General features: G+C 69.2%; 20 protein-coding genes and 1 pseudogene. 11 read left to right on the forward strand and 10 right to left on the reverse strand.

Going from position 1 to position 24,716, the window contains the following annotated elements:
• Positions 1-597 precede the first annotated feature (597 nt).
• The 5 genes from ABZY91_RS14505 to ABZY91_RS14525 all read right to left on the reverse strand — a co-directional run bounded on the left by ABZY91_RS14505 (position 598) and on the right by ABZY91_RS14525 (position 4,248).
• Positions 598-1,581, reverse strand: a complete 984-nt coding sequence (locus ABZY91_RS14505) for a hypothetical protein (RefSeq protein ID WP_355402409.1) — start codon at positions 1,579-1,581, stop codon at positions 598-600.
• Positions 1,582-1,697: 116 nt separating this feature from the next.
• Positions 1,698-1,829, reverse strand: coding sequence for a peptidoglycan-binding domain-containing protein (locus ABZY91_RS14510; RefSeq protein ID WP_355402411.1), 132 nt, complete (start codon positions 1,827-1,829; stop codon positions 1,698-1,700).
• 105 nt (positions 1,830-1,934) lie between these two features.
• Positions 1,935-2,798, reverse strand: a complete 864-nt coding sequence (locus tag ABZY91_RS14515; protein WP_355402413.1) for a hypothetical protein — start codon at positions 2,796-2,798, stop codon at positions 1,935-1,937.
• 65 nt (positions 2,799-2,863) lie between these two features.
• On the reverse strand, positions 2,864-3,364 hold the full coding sequence (locus tag ABZY91_RS14520) for a hypothetical protein (protein ID WP_355402415.1): 501 nt from the start codon (positions 3,362-3,364) through the stop codon (positions 2,864-2,866).
• A gap of 623 nt (positions 3,365-3,987) precedes the next feature.
• The gene (locus tag ABZY91_RS14525; RefSeq protein WP_355402417.1) at positions 3,988-4,248 is read right to left on the reverse strand and encodes a hypothetical protein; all 261 of its coding nucleotides are present in this window, start codon (positions 4,246-4,248) and stop codon (positions 3,988-3,990) included.
• 657 nt (positions 4,249-4,905) lie between these two features.
• Between ABZY91_RS14525 and ABZY91_RS14530 the strand changes: the two genes are divergently transcribed.
• Both ABZY91_RS14530 and ABZY91_RS14535 read left to right on the forward strand, forming a co-directional pair.
• Positions 4,906-5,160 (forward strand): hypothetical protein, encoded by a 255-nt coding sequence (locus tag ABZY91_RS14530; protein ID WP_355402419.1) that lies wholly within the window; start codon positions 4,906-4,908, stop codon positions 5,158-5,160.
• Between the two features lie 95 nt (positions 5,161-5,255).
• Positions 5,256-5,567, forward strand: a complete 312-nt coding sequence (locus ABZY91_RS14535; protein WP_355402421.1) for a hypothetical protein — start codon at positions 5,256-5,258, stop codon at positions 5,565-5,567.
• Between the two features lie 1,658 nt (positions 5,568-7,225).
• Here the strand turns inward: ABZY91_RS14535 and ABZY91_RS14540 are convergent.
• Positions 7,226-7,789: an EF-Tu/IF-2/RF-3 family GTPase gene (locus ABZY91_RS14540; RefSeq protein ID WP_355402473.1), complete on the reverse strand. Its 564-nt coding sequence runs from the start codon at positions 7,787-7,789 to the stop codon at positions 7,226-7,228.
• A 190-nt stretch (positions 7,790-7,979) separates the two neighbouring features.
• Here ABZY91_RS14540 and ABZY91_RS14545 point away from each other — a divergent pair, with 190 nt between their 5' ends.
• From ABZY91_RS14545 to ABZY91_RS14580, 8 genes and pseudogenes are all read left to right on the forward strand, one after another.
• Complete coding sequence (locus ABZY91_RS14545; RefSeq protein WP_355402423.1) at positions 7,980-8,519, forward strand: winged helix-turn-helix domain-containing protein; 540 nt, start codon at positions 7,980-7,982, stop codon at positions 8,517-8,519.
• Positions 8,516-9,050 (forward strand): annotated as a pseudogene (locus ABZY91_RS14550) (transposase). Before ABZY91_RS14545 ends, ABZY91_RS14550 begins: the two are co-directional and overlap by 4 nt.
• A 427-nt stretch (positions 9,051-9,477) precedes the next feature.
• Positions 9,478-10,173, forward strand: coding sequence for a hypothetical protein (locus tag ABZY91_RS14555; protein WP_355402425.1), 696 nt, complete (start codon positions 9,478-9,480; stop codon positions 10,171-10,173).
• A 240-nt stretch (positions 10,174-10,413) separates the two neighbouring features.
• Entirely contained in the window at positions 10,414-11,136 is a 723-nt protein-coding gene (locus ABZY91_RS14560; protein WP_355402427.1) for a hypothetical protein, read from the forward strand.
• 332 nt (positions 11,137-11,468) lie between these two features.
• Positions 11,469-12,149, forward strand: a complete 681-nt coding sequence (locus tag ABZY91_RS14565; RefSeq protein WP_355402429.1) for a hypothetical protein — start codon at positions 11,469-11,471, stop codon at positions 12,147-12,149.
• A gap of 120 nt (positions 12,150-12,269) precedes the next feature.
• Entirely contained in the window at positions 12,270-13,226 is a 957-nt protein-coding gene (locus ABZY91_RS14570) for a hypothetical protein (RefSeq protein ID WP_355402431.1), read from the forward strand.
• 91 nt (positions 13,227-13,317) lie between these two features.
• On the forward strand, positions 13,318-13,686 hold the full coding sequence (locus ABZY91_RS14575) for a hypothetical protein (protein ID WP_355402433.1): 369 nt from the start codon (positions 13,318-13,320) through the stop codon (positions 13,684-13,686).
• A gap of 62 nt (positions 13,687-13,748) precedes the next feature.
• Entirely contained in the window at positions 13,749-14,294 is a 546-nt protein-coding gene (locus ABZY91_RS14580; RefSeq protein WP_355402435.1) for a helix-turn-helix transcriptional regulator, read from the forward strand.
• A 455-nt stretch (positions 14,295-14,749) separates the two neighbouring features.
• Here the strand turns inward: ABZY91_RS14580 and ABZY91_RS14585 are convergent, their stop codons facing one another.
• The 4 genes from ABZY91_RS14585 to ABZY91_RS14600 form a co-directional block, all read right to left on the reverse strand.
• Complete coding sequence (locus ABZY91_RS14585; RefSeq protein WP_355402437.1) at positions 14,750-15,229, reverse strand: Imm1 family immunity protein; 480 nt, start codon at positions 15,227-15,229, stop codon at positions 14,750-14,752.
• A gap of 182 nt (positions 15,230-15,411) precedes the next feature.
• The gene (locus ABZY91_RS14590) at positions 15,412-16,047 is read right to left on the reverse strand and encodes a hypothetical protein (RefSeq protein ID WP_355402439.1); all 636 of its coding nucleotides are present in this window, start codon (positions 16,045-16,047) and stop codon (positions 15,412-15,414) included.
• Positions 16,048-16,053: 6 nt separating this feature from the next.
• Positions 16,054-20,562 (reverse strand): polymorphic toxin-type HINT domain-containing protein, encoded by a 4,509-nt coding sequence (locus tag ABZY91_RS14595; protein ID WP_355402441.1) that lies wholly within the window; start codon positions 20,560-20,562, stop codon positions 16,054-16,056.
• Between the two features lie 197 nt (positions 20,563-20,759).
• Entirely contained in the window at positions 20,760-22,706 is a 1,947-nt protein-coding gene (locus ABZY91_RS14600) for a trypsin-like serine protease (protein ID WP_355402443.1), read from the reverse strand.
• Between the two features lie 1,757 nt (positions 22,707-24,463).
• Here ABZY91_RS14600 and ABZY91_RS14605 point away from each other — a divergent pair.
• A complete protein-coding gene (locus ABZY91_RS14605; RefSeq protein ID WP_355402445.1) occupies positions 24,464-24,691 on the forward strand; it encodes a hypothetical protein in 228 nt (75 codons plus the stop codon).
• Positions 24,692-24,716: the final 25 nt, after the last annotated feature.

The raw sequence follows: 24,716 nt of genomic DNA on the forward strand, positions 1-24,716 counted from the left end.
TTCCTGGGCGGTGGAGAACGAGGCTTCGATCCAGACGGTGCGCTCGGCGACGACAGCGGCCAGGGCGTCGGTGTCCGCCCGCTGTCCGGCCTCCGGCGCACCGTAGGCGGGGTGTCCCTCGAAGCCTCCGGGGCGGCGCAGCGGGCCGAGGTCGGTGAGGACGGGCACGTCGTGGGCGGTGACGGCGTCGTTGCCGGTGGTCAGGTGCAGGGTTTCGGGGATCCGGCGGGCCCCGGGGAGACGCAGGGCGTCGAGGCGGGGGAGCAGGTCGGGCAGGTCGGTGCGTACTTGGTGGACGAGGGTGTTACGCGGCCGTCGGCCGCGCCCTCGGCCGGGCCGCCCTGCCCGGCCCCGCCACCGGTGGTCCGCTGCTGTTTCTGGCGATGACCGGTGTCTTCTACCGGTGGCGCTGGCATGGGCTCGTCGCCGGCTCGTTCGGCATCGGGGCGAACCGCGTCGGAGGGTCGGTTTCGTCGGGGTGGACTCGGTAGAAGAGCCTGTCGGTGCCGGGGCCGGCGGGGAGTACGGCGATGTGACGGCTGTCGATGACCGGGGGACGGTCGCCGCGGTGTGGCGGGCCGCTGATCCGGTGCGGGCTTATCGCACCTGTGGCTGCGCCGTGGTGGGGGAGTGCCTCGGCGGCCCGGACGCCGACGTGTCGGACTTTGGTGGCGAGCTCGACCTCGTCGCCGGTCCCGGCGCTCCGGTACCGCTCACGTCGAAGAATTCGACCCCGTACGTCGGGGGGAGTCCGAGCACGGGGCGGGGGTCGCTACGGTCGAGCGCGCAGCTGAAGAGGCCGCCGGGCAGGTGTTGGACCAGCCTGCCGGCGGTCACCGCGGACACCCCGCCGCCCCGGGAGGGCACCTGGTCGAAGCGCCGGACCGATCCGGTGGTCACGTCGTGCAGGAACAGCGGCGGGACGGTCTCCTCGGGGAACTCCTCGACCAGCAGGAGTTCCCGCCCGCCGGTCCACGCGCCGTTGGAGCTGCCCAAGATGACCAGCCCCTCGTAGCGGGCGAGGACCGACCCGTCCGCCACGGACAGGACCACCGTGTCGGTGCGGTCCTCCTCCTCGTCGATGAAGTCCACCGCCAGCAGTGTGCCGTCCGGTGACCACGCCACCCCGCCGTCCGACCGCCAGCCCTCGGCCGACCACAGCGGCTTCCGCGCGCCCGTCGCCAGGTCGGTGACGCCCACCCGGACGCCGTTCTCGTCGGCCAGCGTGGCCATCGACCGGCCGTCGGGCGAGAGCGCCGCATGCTGGACGAGGCCGTCCGCGTCCGCGTCGAACACGCGCCGCTCCCTCGTCGCGAGGCAGAGGAGCACCAGGTCCCGGTCCGGCTGGTCCTTTGGCCCCGTGCGGACCAGTAGGTGAGTGCCGTCCCAGGAGAGTGCCAACGGCACCGGCTCCGGACGGCGCGGGAGACCTGCCACCTCGACGAGTTCACCGGTGTCCGCGTCCGACACCAACAGGGTCGAGGTCCCCGCCGGGGGTCTCACGAGCGCCGCGAACGCGGCCCGCCGCACCGGCCGCGTGTCGATCGTGCCGGGCCTGAACTCCGCTGACCTGTCCGTCATCACGGCACCTCCACGGCATCGCGCCGGGCGCTCCCCGGCCGCACCGGAGCGTAGCAACCGGCAGCGCGCCCCGACCCGCCCGGAGGCCCGGACCCTGCCGGGGTCCGTCGCCGGGTTCAGTACTTGGGTGCGGCGAAGCGCTTGAACGCCTCCCGGGTACTCGGTCCGGCGACGCCGTCGATCGGACCGACGTAGCCCCATCTCTCCTGGAGGAAGCGCTGGAGCGCCTTCCGGCTCTCGGTGTCCAACAGGCCGTTCTACGAAAATCTCGCCAGAGCCACGTTCACCTGTATGCCGACAGCCAGTGCTTCGTATCGTTGCTCGACGTCACTGGCGAGGCCGAAGGTGTGCCCCTATGACGCGGCGGGGGCGAGATGCCACACGCCGTGGTCCAGGTTGAGCGTCGCCACATGGTTGGCCCGCTCCGGTAGCTCCTGGCCGAGACGCCACCGCTGGGACAGGGCCGACAATTTGACGGTCACCATGGTCTCGGATGCGGTCCCGATGATTCCGATCCAGTGCGGGCTCTCACGAATCAGCTGCTCTGGCAGCGCACCGTCCGGTTCCGGAACTCTGACTGATGGGGCTCCATCGGTACCGATCAGAGCGGAGCCGGCCAGCAAGGTCAGAAGTCGGCCGAGGACCGATGCGGGCATGGCCGGATCCGTCGATTCGACCGCCAGGTAGCAGTCGTCGTGCCCGGAGAACCAGAAACGCGAGCCATCGAGGCGAGGCAGGATCGGCTCATCGCCAGTGGCCGTGCCGATGACCAGAGCGAGCCCATCAAGCTGCTCAGGGGTCGCCCCCATCGGCACGTCGACCAGCGACAGCTCGTAGGGCGACCAGTCGCTGCTCAGGAATCGGGGCAGGCTCTCCCGGTGCATCACCAGGAACTCCTCGCCGAGCTCGATGGAGTCAGAGGCCCATGCCCCGACCGGGTGGACGGTGCAGTCGACCCCTTGCTCCGCGGCGATCAGAGATGACCGCCATTGCTGGTAGTCCTCGTGCAGGAAGCTGTTCGTCGCCAGGTTCACGACGACGATCGTGTCGTTCGCCGTGCGGGTGAGCACATCGATCAACTCTACGGCCTGGGCGGCCGCCGCGCTGATCATCCACGAGCCGTCGGCCTCGCGGACACTGAAACTCAGCGGGAACGGCAGACGACCCAGCCCAACACGGTTGACGTTGAATGCCCCGTGACGCTCTACCTCGATCACTGTCGCATCCCCCATATGAACTCGCCCGCACCATGACCTGTGCAGACCATCATCCCTCGGACCTGTCAGCGGTGTGGTGCGAGTCGTAGGGGGACGACGTTGGTCGTGTTGCCGACGAGGACGTCGCGGAGTTCCTGGTTCTCCAGAGTGAGCCGGGTGTTCTCCGCGAGGAAACCCTGGACGTCCACCTTGAGCTGGGCGAATTCGTCGTTCGTGTTCGAGATGGTCGTCTTGAGGCCGACGATCTTCTTGCGGAAGCGGGTCTCGACGTCGGGGGTGCCGCCGCGGGCCTTGACGTGTTCGTAGAACTCGTTGCGTAGGTCGGGGTGGCGCTGGGCCAGGGCGTTTCTGGGGATGCCGGCTGCGATGGCCAGGGCGACGATGGTGAGGGCTCCGTTGGAGCGTTCGGGGGCGCCAGCGAGGATACGGTCCATGGCGGCACGGATGCGGTCGCGTTCGTCAGGCGGGGCTCCCGCGGGGGTCTCCTGGAGGGTGAAGCGGGTGTGGTCGTGTTCGTCGGCCAGCTCGCGGAGCTTGGTGGCGGTGGTGTGTCGGCGTTCGGCCAAGGGGGCCGGGGACGTGGGCGGATTTGCGGTCGAGGTCCTCGGCTCGCCGGCGGAGCCGGGTGGCGTGCTGGTCGGTGCGAACGGTGTTGCCGCAGCCGGCGACGCACTGGTCGAGGCTGGGCGCGTCGTGCTGGCCGTCCGTTGCACACAGCGCCCGGCCGCGTCTGTAGAGGCAGAGCAGCAGCGCGTTGGGACATCCGTCCCGTCCGGTCGGCTACCGGCAGGGTGCGGCGTCCTCGATCGCGGCGACCAGGTGGGCGTGGACGGCGCCAGGCGGCCTCGCGGGTGGCAGGGGCCGGGTCCTCCAGGTGCGGGGCGATGAGCTCGGCGGCCGCGGCGAGGATCGGCACGGGGACGGTCGCCGACCGCAGGTGGAGAAGCTGGGCGGCAGCCTTCTCGCCGGGCGTCGCCTCGGTGCGGGCGGTAGGGATCAGGGAGTTCAGGCCGCGCGGCTGAGTGCTGGTCACCCGCACTATTCTCCCGCGTGACCGGCCGCGGTGATCACCACGGCCCCTGACGGCGGCCGGTCCCGCCTGATCGGCTGGCCTCCACAGCCTGGCCGACGCCAGCCACAGGGGGCGTCCTTGTCCGGCTCGCGGCGCGGCGGGTTCTGTTCACGGCTGTTACCGGGTGAGGCGTAGTTCGATGGCGGTGTACCGGTTGTGCCGTTGGTCCGGGGGCGGGGGTCCGTCTCCGTCGACTTCGTACGGGGCGTCGCCGGGCCGGCCGCCGCGCAGTACCGAGGTGGCGTCGATGCGCCCGTGGCGGGAGAGGGCGGCCGCGTACTTCGCCAGGGCTCCGGCGGTCCTGCCGGTGGCGCCGCCGGGGCCGCAGGCGCGCCTCTGCGCCCCGGGCCACCCGCAGTGCTCGGGGTGAACGGTCAAGCCGCGTCCGCCCGTTGATCCGACCGATCCCGTCAGGACGCGGAACGGCGCTGCTCGCGCCGCCCTCGTCCACCTTCTCGGCCGATCGAACACACCCGGCCGGTGCTCCGGTGTGTGCTCGGTTCGGACGGAGGGTCGGGGCCGCGCCGACGGGCTGGAGGGGCTCTGCGGATCCCCGTGTCCGTCGTTCAGGGGGTCGACCTCGTCGAGGCGGCGTGGACGGCTCCGGTTCTGTTTCAATATCCGAGACTGGCATGGGCATGATTGGCGTGCAAACGGCTGGTCAATTCTGATCGTCTACTGACAAACTGGGGCAACGTCACGGCGTGTCAGTATCTCGTTACTTGAGTGTCATCCTGGGCGGTTCCTGGGAGTCGCCGGGGAATGAAAGGTTGTCTGCGGCTTCGACGAAGCCAGTAAAACTCTTTGACGACTTTTGAGGGATAATGTCACGTAGGCCACAGGCCTCGCCCGCGTTCGCGGGCGGGGCTTTTTCATCGCGCTGGATGCGCCGAATATCCTCGGTTCTGACGCTCGGGCTGTTGGTGGAGGCGGGGATGTCGCCCGGGCGCCGTTCGGTGCTGCTGGAGAGCGCCGACGCGGTCACCGCCGCCACCGCGGAGCTCGCCGACCCCTCGACCAGGTCGACGACCCTCTATGACCGTTGCCGCGCTCGTGGCCCACGGCTGGGAAGGGTTTGACGGGGCCGACGCTCTGCTCTACGCGGTGGCCTTCGGTATCGTCACCGCAGCCCTTGTCGAGCGGATCGGGAACAAGCCGGGGGCGAACCTCGCCTATGTCCTGCCCGTCGGCTTCGGTGTCCTCGCCGGGTTGGTCGCCGGCGTCATCCGGTCCCGGCGAGCCGGGTTCACGTCACCACCGCGGCGGGCCCGACGAACCCAGGGGGAGTAGTCGCCCAGGGAGCTCATGGGCAAGTTCTCCAGTAAGAATCCGAGCGGGGTGGGGAGTGATGCCCACCCCGCTCTCTTGGTATAGGAGAATCCTTGATGGTAGATCGAAGTCTCTGCAATACGTCCCGCCACCTGGTCACCAAGATTGACGCATGGAAGGAGGAGCCTCGGTTGGTATCGTTCTTTGCCATCCTTCGGGAGACGTTGTGGGGAATTCTCATCATGTCCGCACTGGCCACGGTCTTGGTGCTGACCGTGAGTCCGATGGTTGGCGCCAGCGTGTTTGGCGTATCGGCCGTTGGGCTGGTCGTGGCTTTCGTGTTCTTTAAGGCTGTCGGACATCTGGCGTCCTGCTCGGTGAAGAAGGCGGTGTTCGCCTGCTTCGGGTGGTGGGAGATGGTCTGGTGATCTGAGGGTCCCGCCCTCGCTACCCCACGCCGCACGTGATAGCGGTGAAGGAGGGGTGCTCGCGTTCGTCCGCGGCGGAACCGGGCCCGACGCGACAGGGCCTCACGTTCGAATCCGGCACGCGCAATAATAGATCGGTGGATTTAGTGGTAAAATACACGATCGAGATCGAGAATCAAATCGACCAAAGTGTCGAGTTGACACTCGAACCTGAGGGCGGTGACTTCTGGATTGCTCCCGGAGAGTCGCTGACAGTGACTAGCGAGGTTCCAGCGAAGACGGAAGTGCCGTTTGTCGTCCAGGTGACGCCGGATGGAATTTCGGTATGGTCAAGCTATGGTCCTGGTTCAATTTATAGCAGTTCTGGAGAAGAGCTTGACTATGGCTACAATAGGCCGGAAGAGGCATATTCGGAACTGAAGGTAAATCACTCTTCGAACCCTCCTTCGGCCCGACGCCGGTGGCCCTGGAAGAAACTTTCTTAAGAACACCCCCACGGCGCTCGGACGCGCACGGCACCGCCCGCAGGTGCGGCCGGACGTACACGCCGGCCGCCCCGGACACGCGGAAGGCTGCCACCCCGCGGGGTGGCAGCCTTCCGCACTGTTCAGAACCGGTAGTCTCGGAGACCGTCCGGGGCGATGAACCGGGCACCCAGGTTGTCGTTCGGGTTGAGGTAGACCAGCGCCGTGAACCACACCGCGGCCGCCTTGAGGCCGCGCCGGCGAGCGCACGTTCTCCATCAGCACCGGATCCGGCGCACCCACACGTTCGAACTCCCATCCCGCCCCGCCGGGTCGCCGCGGGGATGACCTTGTGACCGGTGGCCCGCTCGATCGCGGCGGCCGCCAAGTCCAGCACCGTGCCGTGGATGTCGGTCGGCTGCCGGGCGGCGAGTGCGCGCACCCGCGCGGCCGCCCGCTCACCTGCGGTCGCAACGATTTGCAGCGCGGCGCGTTCCTCATCGGTCAGCCCGGCGGCAGTGCCGTCGAGCGGGACCGCGGCCGATGGCCGGGACAACGGAGAAGGCGTCATACCCGTGCAACCAGACGGAGACCCGGCCGGTCACCGGCAGCAGCACGAGCAGCGGATGCGGCCGCCCTTGCTGCACCGAGGCGTGCTGCTGCCCCCATCGCGGCACAGGCGGCCTTGCTACACCGGTGCGGCGCTGTGCTGCGCGCCCGCCCGTGCTGCGCGCCGCCCGCTGCGCATGCGTGGTGCGGGACAACCTGCTGCGCGGCGGGGACAGCTGTACGGCGGGGCGCTTCGCAGCAGCCCTGTCGTCCGGCCGTTTCACCCCGGGGGAAAGCAGCGCTGGTCGCGGGGCTAGCATCGCGACCATGAGTTTCTCCCCGGGGGTTAGTGCGGTGTCCGAGTCGATGCTGTTCGGCGGTCCGGCCTGCGCGGTGTGCGGGGCGGAGCTGGCATGGGCGGGCAAGGGCCGGCGGCCGAAGTACTGCTCGAAGAAGTTTGTTTCCGCGACCGCCGTGTCCCATAGGGCTCGTGTCGCTTTTTGACGGCGGTCAGGTTGAGGTGACATACACAGGCTCGTGAGAGCACGTGTCTCGTTTCCGGGACAGGTAGCACGTCTTCGCCGCCCGGCGGCTTCACTCGGACGGGGGACTCTCCAGACCAGGCTGTGGATCCGTTCATGAGACTCAGTGCAGGAGCTGGGTCACAGTTCCCGAGCCGGCAGCGCGGCCGTGGAGACGGAAGGCGAATGACTGGCCGTCCTCAAGAGCGACGGGCCGTTCGAGCTTGACCGTCACCGCACCCATGTGAAGCGGTTGCAGCGCGTCCGTTTCACGAGGCAGCGTCACCATGCCCCTCACTGCGGCAGCCCGGATGTAGAAGTCGAGGCTCTCCCCGGTGAGCACTTCCGCTCCGCCCTGTTCCTCCGGCAGCAGCGTGATGTCCGCAGCGAAGGCGACGTGTGCGCCGATTGAGCCCGGCGCCGCAAGAATCTGCCCCCGCTCAACTGCTCCCGCCATCGCACCAGGCAGCAGCAGCCCCACGTTCATGCCCGCGTTCGCCTCGTTGGCACGCAGCCTGCTCACGTCGATGTCAGTGACATGAGCGAGCGCATCGCCGCCGAAGCCGACGAGCTCCACCGCGTCGCCCTTGCGAACCCGACCGCGCTCGATCCGGCCCGTCGGCATGACCAGCCTGCCCTCGCTCGGGAAGAAGACATCCTCGACAAGCATCAGGAACGGCTTTTCCATGGCGCTCACCAGTGCTCCCCGAGGGCCTCGTGCGTAGTTGCGAACAGATGTCCGAGACTAACAATGATCACGGGTCGTCCAGCGCTTACTGGATAGATACCCCCGCGCGACTACTCGGACAGGACCTACTGAGCATTTCGGGTTGTCGTCGGGTAGTGACGGTTCGTGATCCCTGCGGTATGCCGTTGGTGTGAGGTGTCCGGAGGGTGGGGGCCTGACCGCTGAGCGTCGGGCGTTTCGTGAGGGGATCCGGTTCCAGGCCGGGATGCGGTTCGCGGTGGGTGAGAAGACCACGGTGATCGCAAAGGATCTGCGGGTGAGCGTGCGGTCGGTGGAACGCCGGCGTCGTGCCTGGCGTGAGGGCGGGATGGAGGCACTGCGTTCAGCTGGGCCGGCCAACTCCCCGATTGTCACCGACGCCCAGTTCGCCGTGCTCGAGGAGGAACTCGGCAAGGGGCCGACCGCGCATGGTTTCGCGGATGAGCGGTGGACGCCGGCCCGGGTGCGGAGCGTGATTCAGCGCCGGCTGCAGCTCAGTCTTTCGGTCCCGACGGTGTGGCGGCTGCTGAAACGGCACGGCTGGTCCTGGCAGGCACCCGCCCGCAGGGCCCTCGAGCGTGACGAGCATGCGGTGGAGCTGTGGAAGAAGGAGGTGTGGCCGCGGGTAGAAGCATCGGGGCGGCGTGTGGGGGCTGGATCGTCTTCGAGGACGAGGCCGGACTCTCCATGACGCCGCCCCGCGCCCGCACCTGGGGCCGGCGCGGAGACACCCCCGTCGTCCGGGTCCGTGGCAGATCCCGCCGCCGGACCTCGGTGGCCGCCCTGTGCTGCTATCGCCCGGGCGAGAGCCGGCTGATCTACCGGCCCCGCAACCATCTCCTCCTCAAGGGAGCCCGCAAGAGCTTCTCCTGGAAGGACTACCGCGATCTGCTCGTCCGGGCCCACATCCAACTCGGCGGACCGATCGTGGTCGTCTGGGACAATCTCAACACCCACCTGTCAGCAGGGCTGAAACGGTACGAGGCCGAACACGACTGGCTCACCACCGTCCGTCTCCCGCCCTAGGCACCCGACCTGAACCCCGTCGAGGCCCCCTGGTCACTCGTGTGCAGAGCGATGGCGAACACCGCCTTCGGAACGCCCGACGACGTCGACCGCACACTCCGCCGCGAGTTGCGCCGAATCCAACTCCGACCCCACCTGATCGACGGATTGCCTGACCGCCACCGGCCTGACTCTCAGACCACCGACCCCACCCTGAAAACCTCAGTAGCGGCCGAGTCGTCGCGGGGTGCCGGGCGGCCAATCAGTGGAAGCCACATCATCGGCGGTCGGGTGACAGCCATACCCAGCACCCCTGGGTGCCCCGATCCTACGAATGACCGGAACGGCCCACGACGAACGGTATGGATCGGGTGACCGGGCGGGTCTGGGCGGAGTGTCCGAAATGACCGGGTCGGCGTCGTCGATAACGTGTGGTCGCGGGCCCGGGTTGCCTCCCTGACAAGTCGTGGCCAGGGCCCGCCCCACACGAAGCGAGAGCACTGCGACAGCATGCCGTGATCGAGCCCCTTGGGTTCCTCGGAGTGCCTGACGCACTGGTCCAGCTGACTCTCGCGTGGCGTACCCGGCCGTCCCCCGTCTTCAGCACCGCTGTAGCGTTGTCCGCAGACGATCAGGGGGGTTCAGTGACGAGGTCCTTGCATTTCAGCTGGGAACTGAGCGGCTCCGGCTGGGCGACGTGCAGGATCTGGGACAGCTCGACGAAGCACCGGGAGGGCGTCAGCTACTGTACAAACGCGCTCGCCGACTTGTTGAAGGGCGTGTCGGGCCTTTATGGCCCCCATGGCATCCAGCGGTTCTCGTTCGACCTTGAACCGGCAGAGGCGCGGTGGATTCTTCGTCGCCGAAACAGTGACGTGCACATCACGATCCGTCGCTTCCCGGACATGTCGACCAGCTTCGACGCACCGGACGGGAAGGGCACCCTCGTGTGGACGTCCACACGTCCTCGCACCTCCATGGCGCATGCGGTCCTGATGGCTGCAGAGAAGGTGCGGCGCGTGGGCCCAGGCCTCCTTGCGGTCAAGGAAGGCGAGGAAGTCGAGCGGGTCCGCCAGAGCGCGCCAAGCGGCCTGGCGGTCGCCTCGATTGAGGTGGAGGCGGGCGGCGCCGAGCGCGTCCAGGTGCAGGCCCTCGCGGGTGAGGACCTGCTCGAAAGCGGTAGCGGCCTGGGCGGTGCGGCCACGGGCGCCGGCGATCAGGCCCCGGACGGTGGCCTGCAAACCCACCCGCGTCCAGCGGATTGTCCGGATGACGCTCGTGAAAGGCGGCCAGTCCCCGCTCAGCATTCTCCCAGCGTCCGGCCTGCCAGTCGAGCATGACCTGGAAGGACTGGATGTACGGGTCCATCATCTGCATGTGGGTACGTGCCGCCATCGCGTTCGCTTCGGCGATGGCCGCCGCCGCCCGTGCGTCGTTGCCGACGGCGAGCGCGCCCAAGGCACTTGCGCCGAGAAAGGCCACCGTGCCCTGGAGCACCCGCACGTCGTCGCCCTCGCGGGGCAGCACCGCCACCACCTTCGCCGCGGCGGGATCGGCGGCCGCACGCCATGATGGCCGCCATGACGAACAGCGCAGACCCGCACCCCGCCCAGATACCGGGCTACGACGGTGGCCCCTACACACCACACCCTGAACTCCTGGACGAGCACCTCTTCTGGCTCGCGCACCTCGCCTCCTGCGCCCACCTCGAGGAGGCCCAGGAACTGCTGTTCGGCCCCGACTACGAGGCAGGCGAGGAGTTCTACCGCCAGGTCTGGGACAGAGCCGACTGGCCGCTCGTCACCGTCCCGCTGACCGCCGGCCACCGCTTCCATGTCGTCTATCGCACCTTCGACGGCGACCGGGGGACCGACTACCTGATTCACCACCCCGACTGGGAACGCGCCGAACTCCTTGCCCAGGACGACGGCCACTTCATGGGCCCGGCCTTGTCCTGGCCCGAACTCGCCGCCGCTGCAGACAACGGCATCCCCGGCGGCAGCACCGACGACCCCCACGCCCGCCTGCTGCTTCTGCTGCCCGCCCTCGGAGACCACGCCGTACCCGGCCGCGCCGTCGCCCGCCTCGCGGCCGCGCTGCACGCCCGCACCACTGTCGAGGACCCCGACCGGCTCGCAGCCCTCCTCCTCACCGAACAGGGACAGCCCGGACCAGCGCACTGGACGACCACCGAAGACGGCATCCGAATCAACGACGGCCACCACTCCTACCGCAACCCCGCCAACCACTTCGCACTGTCAGCCCACCACCTCGCCCGGGTCTCCGCCGCCCTCACACCGTGACCCACATCCGGACGCCATCCGCCGACACACCCTCCTGTCCGACCGCCGGTCCCGACATGTCACCCCCAGAGCCTCGTGGCCTAGGCGCCACTGGGCCCGGTTCTACCAGGCCCCGGCGGCGGGCGATTCCAGTGCTGGCCCGCTCCGGTTCCGACAACCGTGACCAAGTTCCAACTACCGTGTCACGGCTCACCTGTCCGGACCTCCGGGACGATCTTGGTGACACCTTCCGCGTTGAAGTGACAGGTATCGCGTTCAGGCACAGGAGGCGATGCGAGGGTGGGGCCTGGCTGACGTTTGGTCACTCGAACACGTGCTCGAATAATGGGGGAGTGACCGCCGACGTGCCCTTCTCCCGCCCCCACCGCTCGCCCGAGCGGCCGGGCGACGCCGTGTGGGCGCCGCGGGAGCTGATGACACTGCCCGGCGCGTCCCGGGACGTGCGCAGGTGGCGGCTGGTGGAGATCCTGCTGGGCGGGCGGTGGCGGCCGGGGCTGCTCACGGTGTGGCGGCGCCCGCCCGGCAGTACGAGCTGGGTGGTCCACGTGCGGTGGGACGACGACGCGACCGCATCCGAGGGACAGGCCTGGGGCTGGTTTCTCTACGACGAAACGACGGTGCGCCCGCTGCCCGAGCCCGGCGACGGGCCGCCGGCCCGGGCGCCGTTCCACGGGGTGTGGCGCGATGCGCTCACGCTGCCGTCCGAGCTCGCGGGCGTGCCCGACCCGGAGGGTGCGGACCGGTGCTGGCGCCTGGCGTGGGTGCGGATCGGGGGAGGCTGGCGTTCGGGCCTGGTCACCGCGCGCCGCCGCCCGGGCCCGGACGTGCCGTGGATCGCCCACGCGCGCTGGGGCGAGGACAGGCAGAGCGCCTGGCTGCTCTACGACCCGGCCGCGGTGCGGATCCTGCCCCACGCCGACGAACCCGGCGACGGCCCGGGCACGTCCACCAACCCGGTAGCGGCCGTTCCGGCCGGCGACCGCGGACACACGGCGCCGGGAGCGGCCGGATGAGGAACGCCACCGCCCCGGCCGTCCCCGCGCCGGGTCCGGTACTGCCTGTGCCCGACCCGGGGGAGGAGCGCGGGCTGAGGCTTGCGAACCTGCTGGAAGAGACCAGCCCGGCCGCCCGCCGTGCGCGGGTCGAGGCCGCGACCCGACCGGTCCTGCCCGCTCACCGAGCAGGAGCAAGCGGCGCCGTACGCGGTCGGCCTGGACGTGAACACGGCGTTCCTCGCGGCCGCCGGTCGCCTGACGCTGCCGCTCTCCGGGCCGGTCCACGAGCTGAACCCGGTGTTCGACCCGAACCTGCCGGGTTCCTGGCTGGTCGACCTCTCTCACGTCGACACCGACCCGCTGCTCCCGTCGCCGTTCACCCCGGACGGCTCCCGGCCGACCGGGCCGGCCTGGTACTCCACGGTGAAGGTCGCCTACGCCATCGAGCTCGGCGCCCGCCCGCAACCGCTGGAGGGCTGGCTGCGGCACGAGAGCGGCCCCTACCTCGACCCGTGGCACAAGCGGCTGCGCCAGGCGTACCTGGACACGATGGCCGCCCTCGGCGTCCCGCTCAACCTCGCCGACACCGACCCCGTCGCCTACTTGGAGAAGATGGCGGCCATCAAGGCGGGCCAGGGCGATCCGGCGGAGCTCGCGGTGCTCACCGCGATCAAGCAGACCGCGAAGGGGGCCATCGGCAAGATGCGCGAACGCCCCCGCGGGCACGGCTACAAGCCCGAGCGCTGGGCGGCACTGGAGCGGCCGACCTGGGACCCGCTGATGCGCGCCCTGGTCATCGACACCGCCATCGTCAACCGCCACCGCAAGCTCCGCAAGATGGCCGGCGACACCGGCCGCCACCCCATCGCCATCCTCTCCGACTGCGCCGTCTTCGCCGCCCACGGCCCCGGCGCCCTCGACATCCTCACCACACCGGACGGCACCCTCACCACCTCCCTGCGCCTCGGGGTGTCGCCAGGGCTGGTGAAGTTCGAGGGCAGCAGGCCCATGAACGAGATCGCCGAACTGCTCGCCGCCGACGCGAACCCGGCCCGGCACATCAAGACCGGCGGCGTCGTCTCCAACGACGAATAGGCGGTCCCGGCCGGGCCCGCACCGGCCGGGCCCGGCCTCACAACCACAACCAGCAGTGGGCCGCCGACCGGCGACCGACAGGGGAGGAGCCATGGAGCACCCGGAGCACGACCCGCGCGCCGAGCAGCTCGCCGCCGCCTACTGGAACCACACCAGGTCGGGGTCCGCCGCCTGGACCCGCTTGAAGCCGGAGGTCCGGGCCGAGCTGACCGGGCAGGCCGACGCCTGGCTGCGCGCCGCGCAGACCGCGGGCATCGTGGCGCCGGCCGCCGCGCCGAGCAAGGACCACACCGCCCTGTGGCTGGACGACCAGGGCGGCGTGTGGAACGACGCCCCGACCACCGACGGCGGCGACGACGACCTGGCGCTGCCGCTGGTGACCGCCCGCGAGGAAGCCGTCTCCCGCCGCGACCTCGAAGACCGCGGCCACCGCCTCACCCTCATCGGCTGGACCCGCTGAACCCGACCGCCCGGCGCCGGGTGGTCCCCACCACCATCAAGACCCCGAGGAAGGACAGCCCAATGGGGGAGATCGACGAGGGCCTGGAGCGCGCCGAGCGCACTCGCCCGATCCCGCAGTCCCTGTCTGCCCGGATGCGGTTCCTACTCAAAGGCACCAAGGGCTCCACCAAGGCACTGGCGGCCGAGCTCGGCGTCAGCCAGCGGACCGTGCAGCGCTGGCTCAAGGGCCAGGGCACCCCGAAGCCCGCCGCCGCGAAGAAGGTCGAGGAGCGGGTCCGCGCGAAGTGGCAGCCCAAGGTCAAGCAGCGCGTGCGCAACGCCGCCGAGACCAACGGCTTCATGCTGCACATCAGCGGCACGTTCGGCTTCAACTCGGCCGTCGGCTCCACCGACGACCCCCGCCCCCGCACCATCACCCAGAAAATGCCCGGCGACGTCGCCCTCCGCCTCTACGAGGCCCGCGACGCGGGAGCCGGCCAAGCCGAGCAGGAACGGATCCTCGCCGAAGGCCTGCGCGAGCACTACTTCAAGGACGGCGGCCACCGCGCCCGCAACCTCGACGTCGAGCTCAACGACATCTCCTGGATGGACCTGGAGGGGCTGTAGACGCCCCGAACACCCCGCCACACCTCCGTGCCACCGAAAACAAAGCCCCGGCCGCCCCCAAACGGCCGGGACTTCTCCATTTGCACGACCCCACACACGAATTCACCGGCGAAACCCGAAAGGCCACAGGACGAGCGACCACTACGACCACGCCGACGATGACGGCCTGCCGCTCCTGCCACTGCCCCACTCCCCGACCCGCTGAGGGCCGGCTGAGGATGCCGGCCCCCGCCCACACCCTCCTGCTGCGCGCCAGCGCCGCCGGTTGGAGCGCCTGCCCTCGGGAACACCCGGCAATCCCGATCCCCGTGGCAGTCAACCGGTGAGCCGCCGTCCCGCATGGCTGGAGTTCACCACCTGCCAGCGGTGAATTCCAGCCTCTAGGGAATTTTGCGTCGGAAGTTCTCAGCTTCTGAAATCCGAGACTGAAAATCATGGGCCGTTCAGCAATTTGATCAGTCTCTGACTATCGGCCTGTCGTGGCGTTGGCCGGTCAGTTCGCCGGTGACCCATTCGACGCATGAGGGGCGTTCGCCTGTTCCCGCCAGGCAATATTCCTCGATGGCTGCGACGACGCGATGCATCGGCAGGGTGCTGGCGGGGTCGTGAGTCCTGCCTGTGTACGTGTCCGAGACCAGGTCAGGGTCGATGGTCGGGGGCTCTGGATTGTCGGAGATCCAAATGTGGCTGTACACCCCGCCTCTCTCCAGCAAGTGCTCGCTCGCGCACCAAACAAGTGCCCCGTGGCTGCGGTCCTCGCTGATCGAAACATTGAGGTGGGCGGCAGGAAAGTCGGACGGGGGTTCAATGAGGACGAACGACACCACCTGGCGCTTGGAGCGGCTGTACTGGACAGCTTCTGATACAGCCTGGATGGTTTCATCTCGATTTGAAGGACATACTTTGCCGATTTTTGAGGAAACCTGCAGAATCATGGATTACGCTTCCTTAACCACCAGGTCGCCCGCGCTGCCATGGGCGAACTCAAAGCCGGCATGCACCCCGGCCCGACCAAGGCCCCGGAAGGCGGCACTCCCACCAACTGAGCACCCAGTGCAAGGGCGCGCAGTCGGTACGTGATCCGTACCCACTGCGCGCCCGATGACTGTCGACGGTCTCAGCGCATCAGGTGCTCGTAACCTGGGACGAGAAACTGCCCGTACTCGAATTGCCGCCCGAGTTCCACGTACCGCTCATACTGCTTCCGGGTGATTTGCGGGCCGTAAGTGAGCGCGCGTAGGAGGAAGCGGAACGCCAGGTCGGGGCAGGCGTGGACGGCGGCGTGGCTGAGTGCGGGCACCACACCAGGGATGGACTTCCATGACGAGTCCTGTGCCAGCTCCAGGAGGCCCGGAGTGACGATCATGATCTCGTCCAGGACGGCCCCTGTCAGGTGCTGGTACGGGCTAACCGGTACCTCCTCTGGAGGAGTGAGGCCCTCCGCGCGGAGTCGCTCCCGGCACAGCTGGACGACTCCCAGGAGCCAGTCGTGGGGGTCGATCCCCGCGTTCCTGAGCTCCAGGCGGCGCTCGCTTCCCACCGCCCAGAGCGTTTCGAACACCCAGGTTGGCACAGCCGGAGCAGCGACCCGGAGAGTGTCGATGAGGAGTGCCTCGACCAGGTGCGGCGGCATGCCGTCGGTGTAGTACGTCAGTGCCTGTGCCTCGGTGTCCCATTCGTCCCGCCAACTGTGGTGGAACACCTGCCCCAGGTGGGGCAGCCCGAACTCGTCCCCGCCGTATCTCTCAGTCATCACGCATCACCCTCCGGCCAGCGGGAAGATGGAACCGATGATCCACTTCTTGCCATTGTGCTGGGGCGCCCTCAACAGCCGGACCTTGACCTTGGTTCCGGAATCAGCGGCGTTGAGACTGCCGCCCGGAGGATACACCTTGCCCAGCGAGGTCAGGCGTTGGCCATCCCTGATGACATCAACATCGACGATGATTTCCTTGAAGTCCGACGCGCCCGGCTGTCCCCAGGTGCGAAGTGCGTTCTGACTCTTGGCGAGGGCCGATCGCAGTGCTTCCTCAGCGATGCTGAGGTCGCTGAACACCCCGTTCGGGTCGGTGGCGGTAGTAAGCCCGGCCGCTTCCTCGGGTGTGACCCCTGCAGTCTCGCCGTTTGGACCGTAGGCGCCTTCGGCCACGTGCTTCTTGATGGTGTGGGCGCGGGCGTCCAGGTTTCGCCCCAGTTCGTCGCCCCACAGGTCGAAGCAGTTGTGGACGAGGATGCCGCTGCCTGTCTTCTGCGGACCATGCACGTAGAAGGTGTGCGTGCCGTCGACGGTGAGGTCGTACACCGCCTGGGTGGTGCCCGTCTGTTCGTGCAAACCGGTCACCGGGTTGTGCGACCCGTCGCGGCCTGCCAGGACGTCGCCGACGTGCAGGTCGGAGACCTCGCGCCAACCAGCCCCCTTGACATAGAAGCGGTGTCCGACCGTGCTGGTGATCCGACCCTCGTACTCGGTGTCGATGTCGATCAGACGGGTGGTGGAGTGCCTGAAGGTGCTGGTCACCGGCTGGGCTCCGGTGAAACCCGTGGCGGGATCGGTGGCCAGCACTTGGTCGCCTGTCCGGAGGGTTTCGATGGCCCGGTCGGTCCCGTCGGCCATGATCACGCTCGTGCCGGCCGGGAAGCTGTTGGTCGGGCACGCCGTGCGAACCCCCTCCGCGAGCTCGTCTTCAAACTTAAGCTGCTCGACCAGAGCTCGTTCGATGTTCCGGTCGGCGCTGAGGGCCGCGAGTGCCGTGTCGGTGCCGACGCCGTCCTTGAGGGTGTTGCGGAAGGCGGTGACTTTGTCGGCGGTGGCGAGGAGCTTGAGTTTGACCGCGTCACTGTAGCCGTCGAGGGCGGCTTGGAGGGCGAGTTTTGCTTGTTCGAGTTCGACGCCGGTTTCGAGGGCGAGGCGGAAGGCGGTGATGCCTTTGGCGCCCTTGGCGAGGGTGCCGTAGGGGATGAAGTTGGATGCTGCCCAGGCGCAGGGGCCGTTGAGGCCGGGGGTGTTCCAGCATTTGACGAAGTCGCCGGTGAGGGCGTCGAAGATGAGCTGGCTGGTGCTCTTGTATTCTTTTTTGGCTGTGGTGTCGTACTGCGAGGTGACCGGCTCGGTGCGGATGAGGACGGTGTCCAAGCTGCTGTACTTGCCCTGGCATGCGGCGATGGAGAGGTTCGGTTCGGGGCAGGTCTTCAGGTAGTAGTCGACCGTGCCGGTGACCTTGACTGTGACCGGCAGGTCGCAGACCAGCTTTTTGCCTTCCTCACGCCATCCGCCGGGGAAGATGGCGATGATGATCGGATTGAATTCGACGCATTTGCTGTGGTCCTCGCGGATGACCGCGGGGTTGACGTCGGACCGGGGGACGCCCTCGACGAAGCTGACGCGGCCGTTGCTGTCGACGGTGGCGGTCTCGTGCTGCATCTTGCCGTCGGTGGTGTCGGCCTGCTGCTTGGACATGATCAGCTGTGCGGCCTCGCGGGCGGACGCGAACGCGTCGTCCCTGCTCTTGCCGGCGGCGACGGCCGAGGCCTGGGCCTTGTCGGACTCGGTCTTGGCGTCGGACGCGTACTTCCCGGCCTGTTTGGCGTAGCCGGCTGCCGCGCTGGCTGAGATTCCGGCGGTGCGGGCGGATACCTGGGCTGTGGCTGTGGCGGTGCGGGCCTGTTTGGCGTGGGCGGCTGCCTGGTCGGCGGATGTCTTGGCCTGTGCGGCGGAGTTGGCGGCTTGGGTTGCCCAGCCGACGGCTTGTGCGGCGGAGGCCTGGGCCTGCCGGGCGTAGCCGGCGGCTTCGTCGGAGGCGTTGCGTGCGGTGGCGTAGGACTGGGCGGCCTGGGCCGCGTACTCGCGGGCGACGGCGGCGTTGCCGTCGATGGCGGCGAGGTAGGAGTTGACGGTGGCGATGTGGGCTGCGGTGAAGGCGTCGCGTTGGCGGGCCAGGGGCAGGCTGATCTGCAGGAACGGTATGAGCCCGGAGGCGGGTCCGGACATGGCGGCCTGGGCGGCGGCCTGGACCTCGGGGCTGCCGGTGGCGATGGCCTGGGAGATCAGGACCCGGTTGTCGTGTTCGCGTGCGATGTACTGGCCCTTGGTCAGGAACGCGCGGACGTCGGCGTGGGTGCCGCTCATGGCGGTGTTCGCGGCGTCCTGCACGCCGGGTCCGCCGACGGACATGATCTGCGAGAGCAGGACCCGGTCGTCGTGTTCCTGGCCGTTGTAGGCGCCGCTCGTCAGGAAGGCGCGGACCTGTGCGGGGGTGCCCACCGAGGCGGTCTCGGCGGCGAGCTTGTGCTCGAGGTTCGTGGAGCCTTCGGCGATGCCGATGACGCTGCTGCGGTCGTCCTGTGTCCGGGCCAGCGCGAGGTCGGTGCTGAGGAAGGCGAGGACGGCGCCGTCCGAGCCCTCCAGTGCGCTCTGCGCCGCGGTCTGGACCCAGGGGCCGCCGGCGTCCAGCAGGCGGACCGCGGCCTGGCGGCCCTTGGCCACGGCGTCCTTCTGGTCGACCCCGGCGGCTGTGGCTTCGGTGATGAGCCGTTCGGTGTCGGTGGCGAGCTGGGTGGTCTTCCCGGCCTCCCAGGCCGCCTTTCGGGTCTTCAGGTCCTCGTCCCGGTAGGCCTGCTGGGCGATGGCCACCTCGGCGGCCTGCTGGGCGTCCAGGCGCTCCTGGTCGGAGGCGCGGGCGATGGCCGCGATGTTGTGGGCCTGCTTTGCGGTGTTCTCCGCGGACACGGCGGCCGTTTCGGCGGTGGCGGCCGCGGCCTGTGCGGTCGCGGCGGCCTTGGTCGAGTCGCCGGCGTGTGCGGCCGCGTCCTCCGCGGCAGCCGCTGCTGCCTCGGCGTGCGCGGCGGAGGAGTTCGCGGCCTGTTTCGATTCGCGGGCGGCTGTGGCGGCGTCGTCGGCGATCTTGGTGGTGGCCTTCGCCGCGCGGCTGGCTTCCGCGGCGGCGCTGTTGGCCCGGGCGGCTGCCTTCCTGGCCCGGTCCGCGGCCTCCCCGGACACGCCCGAGGAGGTGGCCGCGTTGGCGGAGGCCTGTGCGGCGGCGGCGGCGTTGGTGCCCGCGGATTCGGCGGACTGTGCTGCTGACTTGGCTTGGGTCACGGCCCGTTCGGCCCAGCCGCTGGCCTCGCCTGCGGTGCGGGCGTCGGCTGCGGCGGTGCGGGCGGCGGCTGCGGCCGCGCGGGACTGGTCGGCCTTGCCCGCGTCGCCGCCTGCCTCGGCCGCCGCCGACAGAGCCCGGGTGGCGGCCTTGCCCGCCTTCATGGCGGCCGCGGCCGCGTTGGCGGTGGCTGCCGCGGCCTGCCGTGCGGCCTCGTTCGCTGCCTTGGCCGCGGCCGTTGCCGTCTGGACGGAGCTGGCCGCCCGGATGGCGGCGTCCGCCGCCCGGTCGGCCGCGTTGGAGGCCTTCGCGGCGTCGGACTGGGAGGCCCGGGTCTCGTTCGCGGCGCGCTCCGCCGCCTCCTTGGCCAGCGCGGTTGCCTGGAGTGCCTTCGCGGACGCGTCCTTGGCGATGCGGGCCTGCTCGCCGGCCTGGGTGGCGGCGTTTCTTGTCAGGTCCGTGAGCTGTGCGATGGTCAGGGTTTCCTGGTCGTGGGCCGCGGCGGTCTGGTAGCCGTAGCGCAGGAAGTCCTGGACGTCCTCGGCGCCGCCGCCCATCGCGGCGTTGGCGGCCTGCTGCACCTGCGGGCCGCCCACGTGCATCAGCTGGGACAGCTTGACCCGGTCGTCGTGCTCCCTGACGTTGAACTGACCGACGTTCAGGAACTGGTTGACGTCCTCCAGCGTGCCGGACATCGCCTTGTTCGCGGCGTCCTGCACCGCTGGGCTGCCGGTTGACATGATCTGTGACAGCAGCACCCGCTGGTCGTGCTCGTACGGGTTCTGGATCCCCTTTTCGAGGAAGGTCTGCAGACCGGCCGCGTTGCCGGCGAGTGCGGTGGTGGCGGCTTCGCGGACCCCCGGGCCGGAGATCGCGATCAGTTCCTCGATGCGCGCCCGCAGGTCGTATTCCGCGGCGACGGCCCTGCCGGTCGTGACGAACGCCGTGACGTCGGCGTCGGAACCCGCCAGCGCGGTCTCGGCGGCCCGGCGTACGTTTGGTCCGCCGTTCTGCCACGCCGCCACCGTTTTCACCCGGTCCGCGACCGGGCCCGTCGCCGGCGGGGCGTCGACCGCCGCGGCCGGAATCGTGAGCAGCCCCACCAGCAGGCTGCCGGCCACGAGTCCGGAGGCGAATCTGCGCCGTCCGGCCCGTGGTATCGAAGAGATGTCCATCGAAACGTGAAGTTCCTTTCTGTTCGGGCACCGGGGGGTCGCCAGCGGTCAGCACAGCGCGAGCGGCGCCCACACCCGGTACCAGGGGCGCGTGCTCAGCGCGCGTCACCCGTGGCGTACGGCAGATGTCGACCGCCGGCGGGCGGGGGTGATGGCCGGCTCCGGACATCACCCCCGCCCGGCGCGGGGTCGGATGCTCAGCCGGTGCTGGCCGCCGTGATGGCCTTGACGCCGGTGGCGTCGCCGGGAATCTCCTTCCAGGCGGTCCAGAGACCGGTGTTGTAGTTGGCGTCGCGGGTGTAGACCTTCTTGTCCTCGTTGACGGCGTAGACGTGTACGACGTTGTCGGAGGTGGTGCTGGTGAGGACCGTGAGGTGGTTGTCACCCATCGGTGTCCACTGCTGGTCCCACAGGCCGGTGTCGAAGTTGCCGCTGGTGCTGTAGAAGGTGTCGGCGCCGGCGATCGACAGGTCGACGGTGGTGCCGTGGACGGCGGCGGAGATGGACGTCACGCCCGGCCGGCTGCCGGGAAGTTCGATCCAGTCGGTGCCCCAGCTGCCGGTGGTGTAGTTCCCGGTGCGGGTGTAGACCTTGCCGTCCTCGTTGATGGCGAAGACGTGGGTGGCGTTGTTGAAGTAGGCGCTGGTGACGGCCGTGAGCCGGTTGTCGCCGATCTTGCCCCAGGTGGGTCGCCAGGTGCCGGTGTTGTAGTCGGCCGTGGTGCCGTAGAGGGATCCGTCGCTGCCGATGATCTCCACGTCGACCAGGCCCGTGTTGCCCCGTACGGCGGCGGTGATCTTCTGGGCGCCGTCCGCGGCGACCGCGCTTCCCGGTACCTCGTTCCAGGCGCCCCAGCGGCCGCCGATCTTGCCGTCGCGGCTGTAGACGCGGTAGTCGGTCAGGACGGCGTACACGTGGACGGTGTCGCCGGTGGCGACGCTGTCGACCGCGAGCAGGCGACTGTCGCCGGTCGGGGTCCACCCGCGCGTCCACAGTCCGGTGGTGTAGTCGGCGACCGAGTCGTACAGCTTGTCGTCGGAGCCGATGATCTGCACATGGGTACCCGCGTACACGTCCGACGTGCGGTACCTCAGATCCTTCACCCAGCCGGCGAGGTCGTCGACGCGGGTGCTGGTGGCGCCTGTGCGGGTCTCGGTGTCGCCGAAGCAGCCGCCCTGCCAGGACCGGGAGGCGACACCGGCGATCTGGACAGCGCCGTTACCGGTGCGCAGCAGCGGGGATCCGGCATCGCCCGCGCAGATCGCGGAAGAGCCTGGCGCGGGGGTGCTGTCGATACTGGTGGCGGTGATGGCGCCGGTGGTGTGGGTGGCGGTGTGGGAGGTGTAGGGCCGCCACTGGGTGGCGGTGCGGCCGAAGCCGGGCACGCTCACGTTCTCGCCCGTGGCGGGAGGGGTGGCGGCCAGAGCGGCCGGGGTGACGCTGTCGACCGGGACGGCGAGGCGGGCCATGACGAGGTCGCGGTCGGTGCGCGGCACGAGTTCGGCGATGTCGACGGTCCTGCCGCCGATCGTCACGGTGCTCCTGCTCGCCGGCGCGCCGGCAGGGAGGGTGGCGGGGTTGTCGGTGAAGCAGCCGGCCGAGGTGAGGGCCCAGTGGCGGTCGACCAGGGTCGCGGTGCAGGCCCGCCCGCCCGCGCGGCCGGGCTGACCGATGACGACGCTGCCGACCGCGGGGTAGTCGCTGGTGATGGCCGGTGCGGCCGGTCCGTCGGCGGCGGACAGTTCCAGCAGGGTGACCCCCCCGACGGCGCTGCCCTCGCCTACGGGTGTGTGGTAGTTCTTGCGGAGGTCGAGGCTGCTGACCGAGCCGTCCGTGGTCAGCGTCGCTTTGACCGTGTGGTCGTCGCCCTTGAGGCTGTAGACCTTCGGAAGCTCCACCGCCAGGTAGCCGCCGGGCCCCGTGACCCGGAAACAGATCTTGGTAGGACCGAGGTCCAGAGTCCGGCTGTACACCTCGAGCATGTTGTCTGTCGACGTGCAGTCGGCCAGCTGGATGTTTCCGTCCCCCGACTTCAGGATGGCGTGTTGCTGCGCGAGGATCTGCGCGGCCCCCGGATAGGAGAAATTCTCCACAGCCAGCGGCGGCGTGGCCTCAGCGGCCGAGGCCGGCATCGAACCCGCCATCACAGGTATTGCCAGAAAAACAGCAAGTGGCCATACCACTCTGCGAGCCATACGCACAAGCACTCCCAAGTAAACTTACATGCCAGGGGGCCCCATGCCGCCCATCGCATGCGAATAGACAAGCGGACGGTATCGGCTCGCAATATGGAGCGTCAAAGCCCTTCCGACGTGCGATATCAAGGCCCCTGGCGGGAGGCGCGCGACCTTCGGCGACAGGCGCGGCCAACAGCCCCTCACAACAGAGAGACGTATCGGACATTCCTTCAGAAACAAGGAAGAATTGTGACAACGTGAGCGCTGCTCACCCGCCCGCGACCCGCTCTCGACTCGGGAGCCTCCGCTCCTCTTCGGCCGATCCCACCAGGGCGTTTCTGACCAATGATCAGCTAGCCGAACTGTGATGGCCGGTTCAACCACCTCGCCGTTCCGACACCGCCAGATGCCCAGCGAGGTCGCCGAAGTCTCTACGCCGCGCGACGCCGGAAAGAGCCAAGCCGAGCAGGAGAAGATCCTCGCCGAAGCGCTCGGCGAGCACGCTACTTCAAGGACGGCGGGCGCCGCGCCAGCGGCCTGGGCGTCGCGCTTAACAAGATCGCCTGGATGGACCTCGAGCCGTAGAACCCCCGCCACACCCCTCCGTGTCGCCAAAAAAAATCCCGCCCACCCCCAAGCGGCCGTGACTTCTCTATCTTCACGACCCCTGCACGCGAATTCACCGACGAAATCCGAAAGGCCACGAAATCACCAACGACATTCCCAGCATCGACCCGCACGGCCTACCGCCCCTGCCGCTGCCCATCACCTACGACCTGATACGCGGCGAGCTGACCATCCCGGCCGCCGCCGACACCACCCTGGAAGAAGAGCGGGCAAGGAGGCGATCGGGGTGCGAGTGGCGTAGGTGCGGGTCGGGGAGACCTACCTGGTGCGCGTCCCAGCCCGGCTCCCGTACGACCGGTACCCGCCGGACACCACCGACCCGGACGGCGTGCTGCTGCACCGGCGCCGCTGGATCCGCGCCGGCGCCGAGTTCGAGCCGGCCGTCACCGACCTCCCGGAGCCGGACGGCGAGCACATGGTCGCCGGAGTCCTGGTCGCCCCGCACTCCCGGGTCCGGGTCGAGCTGACCGACGACCAGGCCGTGGAGCTCGGCCCGGCGCCCAGCTGCGGGAGCGGCAGCGGGCGGCCGTCCGGCAGGCCCGTGAGGCGCAGCGGCAGCGGCACCGCCCGGTCTGCACCCGCTGCCGGGCGGAGTTCTCGGATGAGCGGTGGGCCGAGCAGGAGCAGGCCGCCACCTGGGACGATGGCGGCCTGTTCGCTGGCTGCCGCGGCCGCCGCTGAAGCTGCGGCCGTCGAGGAGAAGCGGACCAGTTCCTGGTGGCGTCGGACCGGACTCGCTGCTCCCTGCCGCAGGCTGCTGACCTGCTGCCAGGAGTTTGGCACTCATGCCGGTGGGTTCAGGATTCGGGGCCTGATGAGTTTCACGCCCGGGGCCTCGGCGGTGTCGAAGACGGCGCGCATTATGTGCACAGCCCGATTCCGAGTGGAGACCCGCCTATTACTTGTCGTGACTACCTCAACTTTTCCTCAAGTCTTGCCCGTGTTCTGTCTTTTAACGCCTAGGGCCCTCTGTGGTCGACCTGATCGGGGTCGGTGCAGGAGGGGGATTCGATGATGAGGAAGGCCATTGTCGGCATGTTCGCTGGTGCTGCGGTGGCTGGGGCCCTGGGGGGGCTGTGCCGGCGAGTGCCGTTGATGTGGATCCGGGCTGGAGCGGCGACTGCTGCCGGCCCGTGGCCGACCGCTCCTGCGGGCGGATCGGCTGGGAGTGGGGCGAGTGGCAGTGGCACCGTCTCGAACAGCTCTGGGTCTCGATCAGCCGGGCGATCGCCCGCACGAAGAGCACGACGCTGACTGTGGCCGCCATGGCCGAGATCTCGGCCACCGCCCAGGTGCAAGGCGTCCAGACGTTGTATTCCAGTTGAAGCAGGGGTAATTGTGCGGAATTTG

It is taken from the genome of Kitasatospora sp. NPDC002965 (assembly GCF_040611255.1).
GTDB lineage: Bacteria > Actinomycetota > Actinomycetes > Streptomycetales > Streptomycetaceae > Kitasatospora.

What these genes read in the sequence shown, in the direction of transcription:
- ABZY91_RS14505 (WP_355402409.1), bottom strand. Translation starts at nt 1,581, where the DNA reads ATGACGGACAGGTCAGCGGAGTTCAGGCCCGGCACGATCGACACGCGG.
- ABZY91_RS14560 (WP_355402427.1), top strand. Translation starts at nt 10,414, where the DNA reads ATGACGAACAGCGCAGACCCGCACCCCGCCCAGATACCGGGCTACGAC.
- ABZY91_RS14585 (WP_355402437.1), bottom strand. Translation starts at nt 15,229, where the DNA reads ATGATTCTGCAGGTTTCCTCAAAAATCGGCAAAGTATGTCCTTCAAAT.
- ABZY91_RS14535 (WP_355402421.1), top strand. Translation starts at nt 5,256, where the DNA reads ATGGTAGATCGAAGTCTCTGCAATACGTCCCGCCACCTGGTCACCAAG.
- ABZY91_RS14595 (WP_355402441.1), bottom strand. Translation starts at nt 20,562, where the DNA reads ATGGACATCTCTTCGATACCACGGGCCGGACGGCGCAGATTCGCCTCC.
- ABZY91_RS14530 (WP_355402419.1), top strand. Translation starts at nt 4,906, where the DNA reads ATGACCGTTGCCGCGCTCGTGGCCCACGGCTGGGAAGGGTTTGACGGG.
- ABZY91_RS14575 (WP_355402433.1), top strand. Translation starts at nt 13,318, where the DNA reads ATGGAGCACCCGGAGCACGACCCGCGCGCCGAGCAGCTCGCCGCCGCC.
- ABZY91_RS14540 (WP_355402473.1), bottom strand. Translation starts at nt 7,789, where the DNA reads ATGGAAAAGCCGTTCCTGATGCTTGTCGAGGATGTCTTCTTCCCGAGC.
- ABZY91_RS14580 (WP_355402435.1), top strand. Translation starts at nt 13,749, where the DNA reads ATGGGGGAGATCGACGAGGGCCTGGAGCGCGCCGAGCGCACTCGCCCG.
- ABZY91_RS14590 (WP_355402439.1), bottom strand. Translation starts at nt 16,047, where the DNA reads ATGACTGAGAGATACGGCGGGGACGAGTTCGGGCTGCCCCACCTGGGG.
- ABZY91_RS14600 (WP_355402443.1), bottom strand. Translation starts at nt 22,706, where the DNA reads ATGGCGGGTTCGATGCCGGCCTCGGCCGCTGAGGCCACGCCGCCGCTG.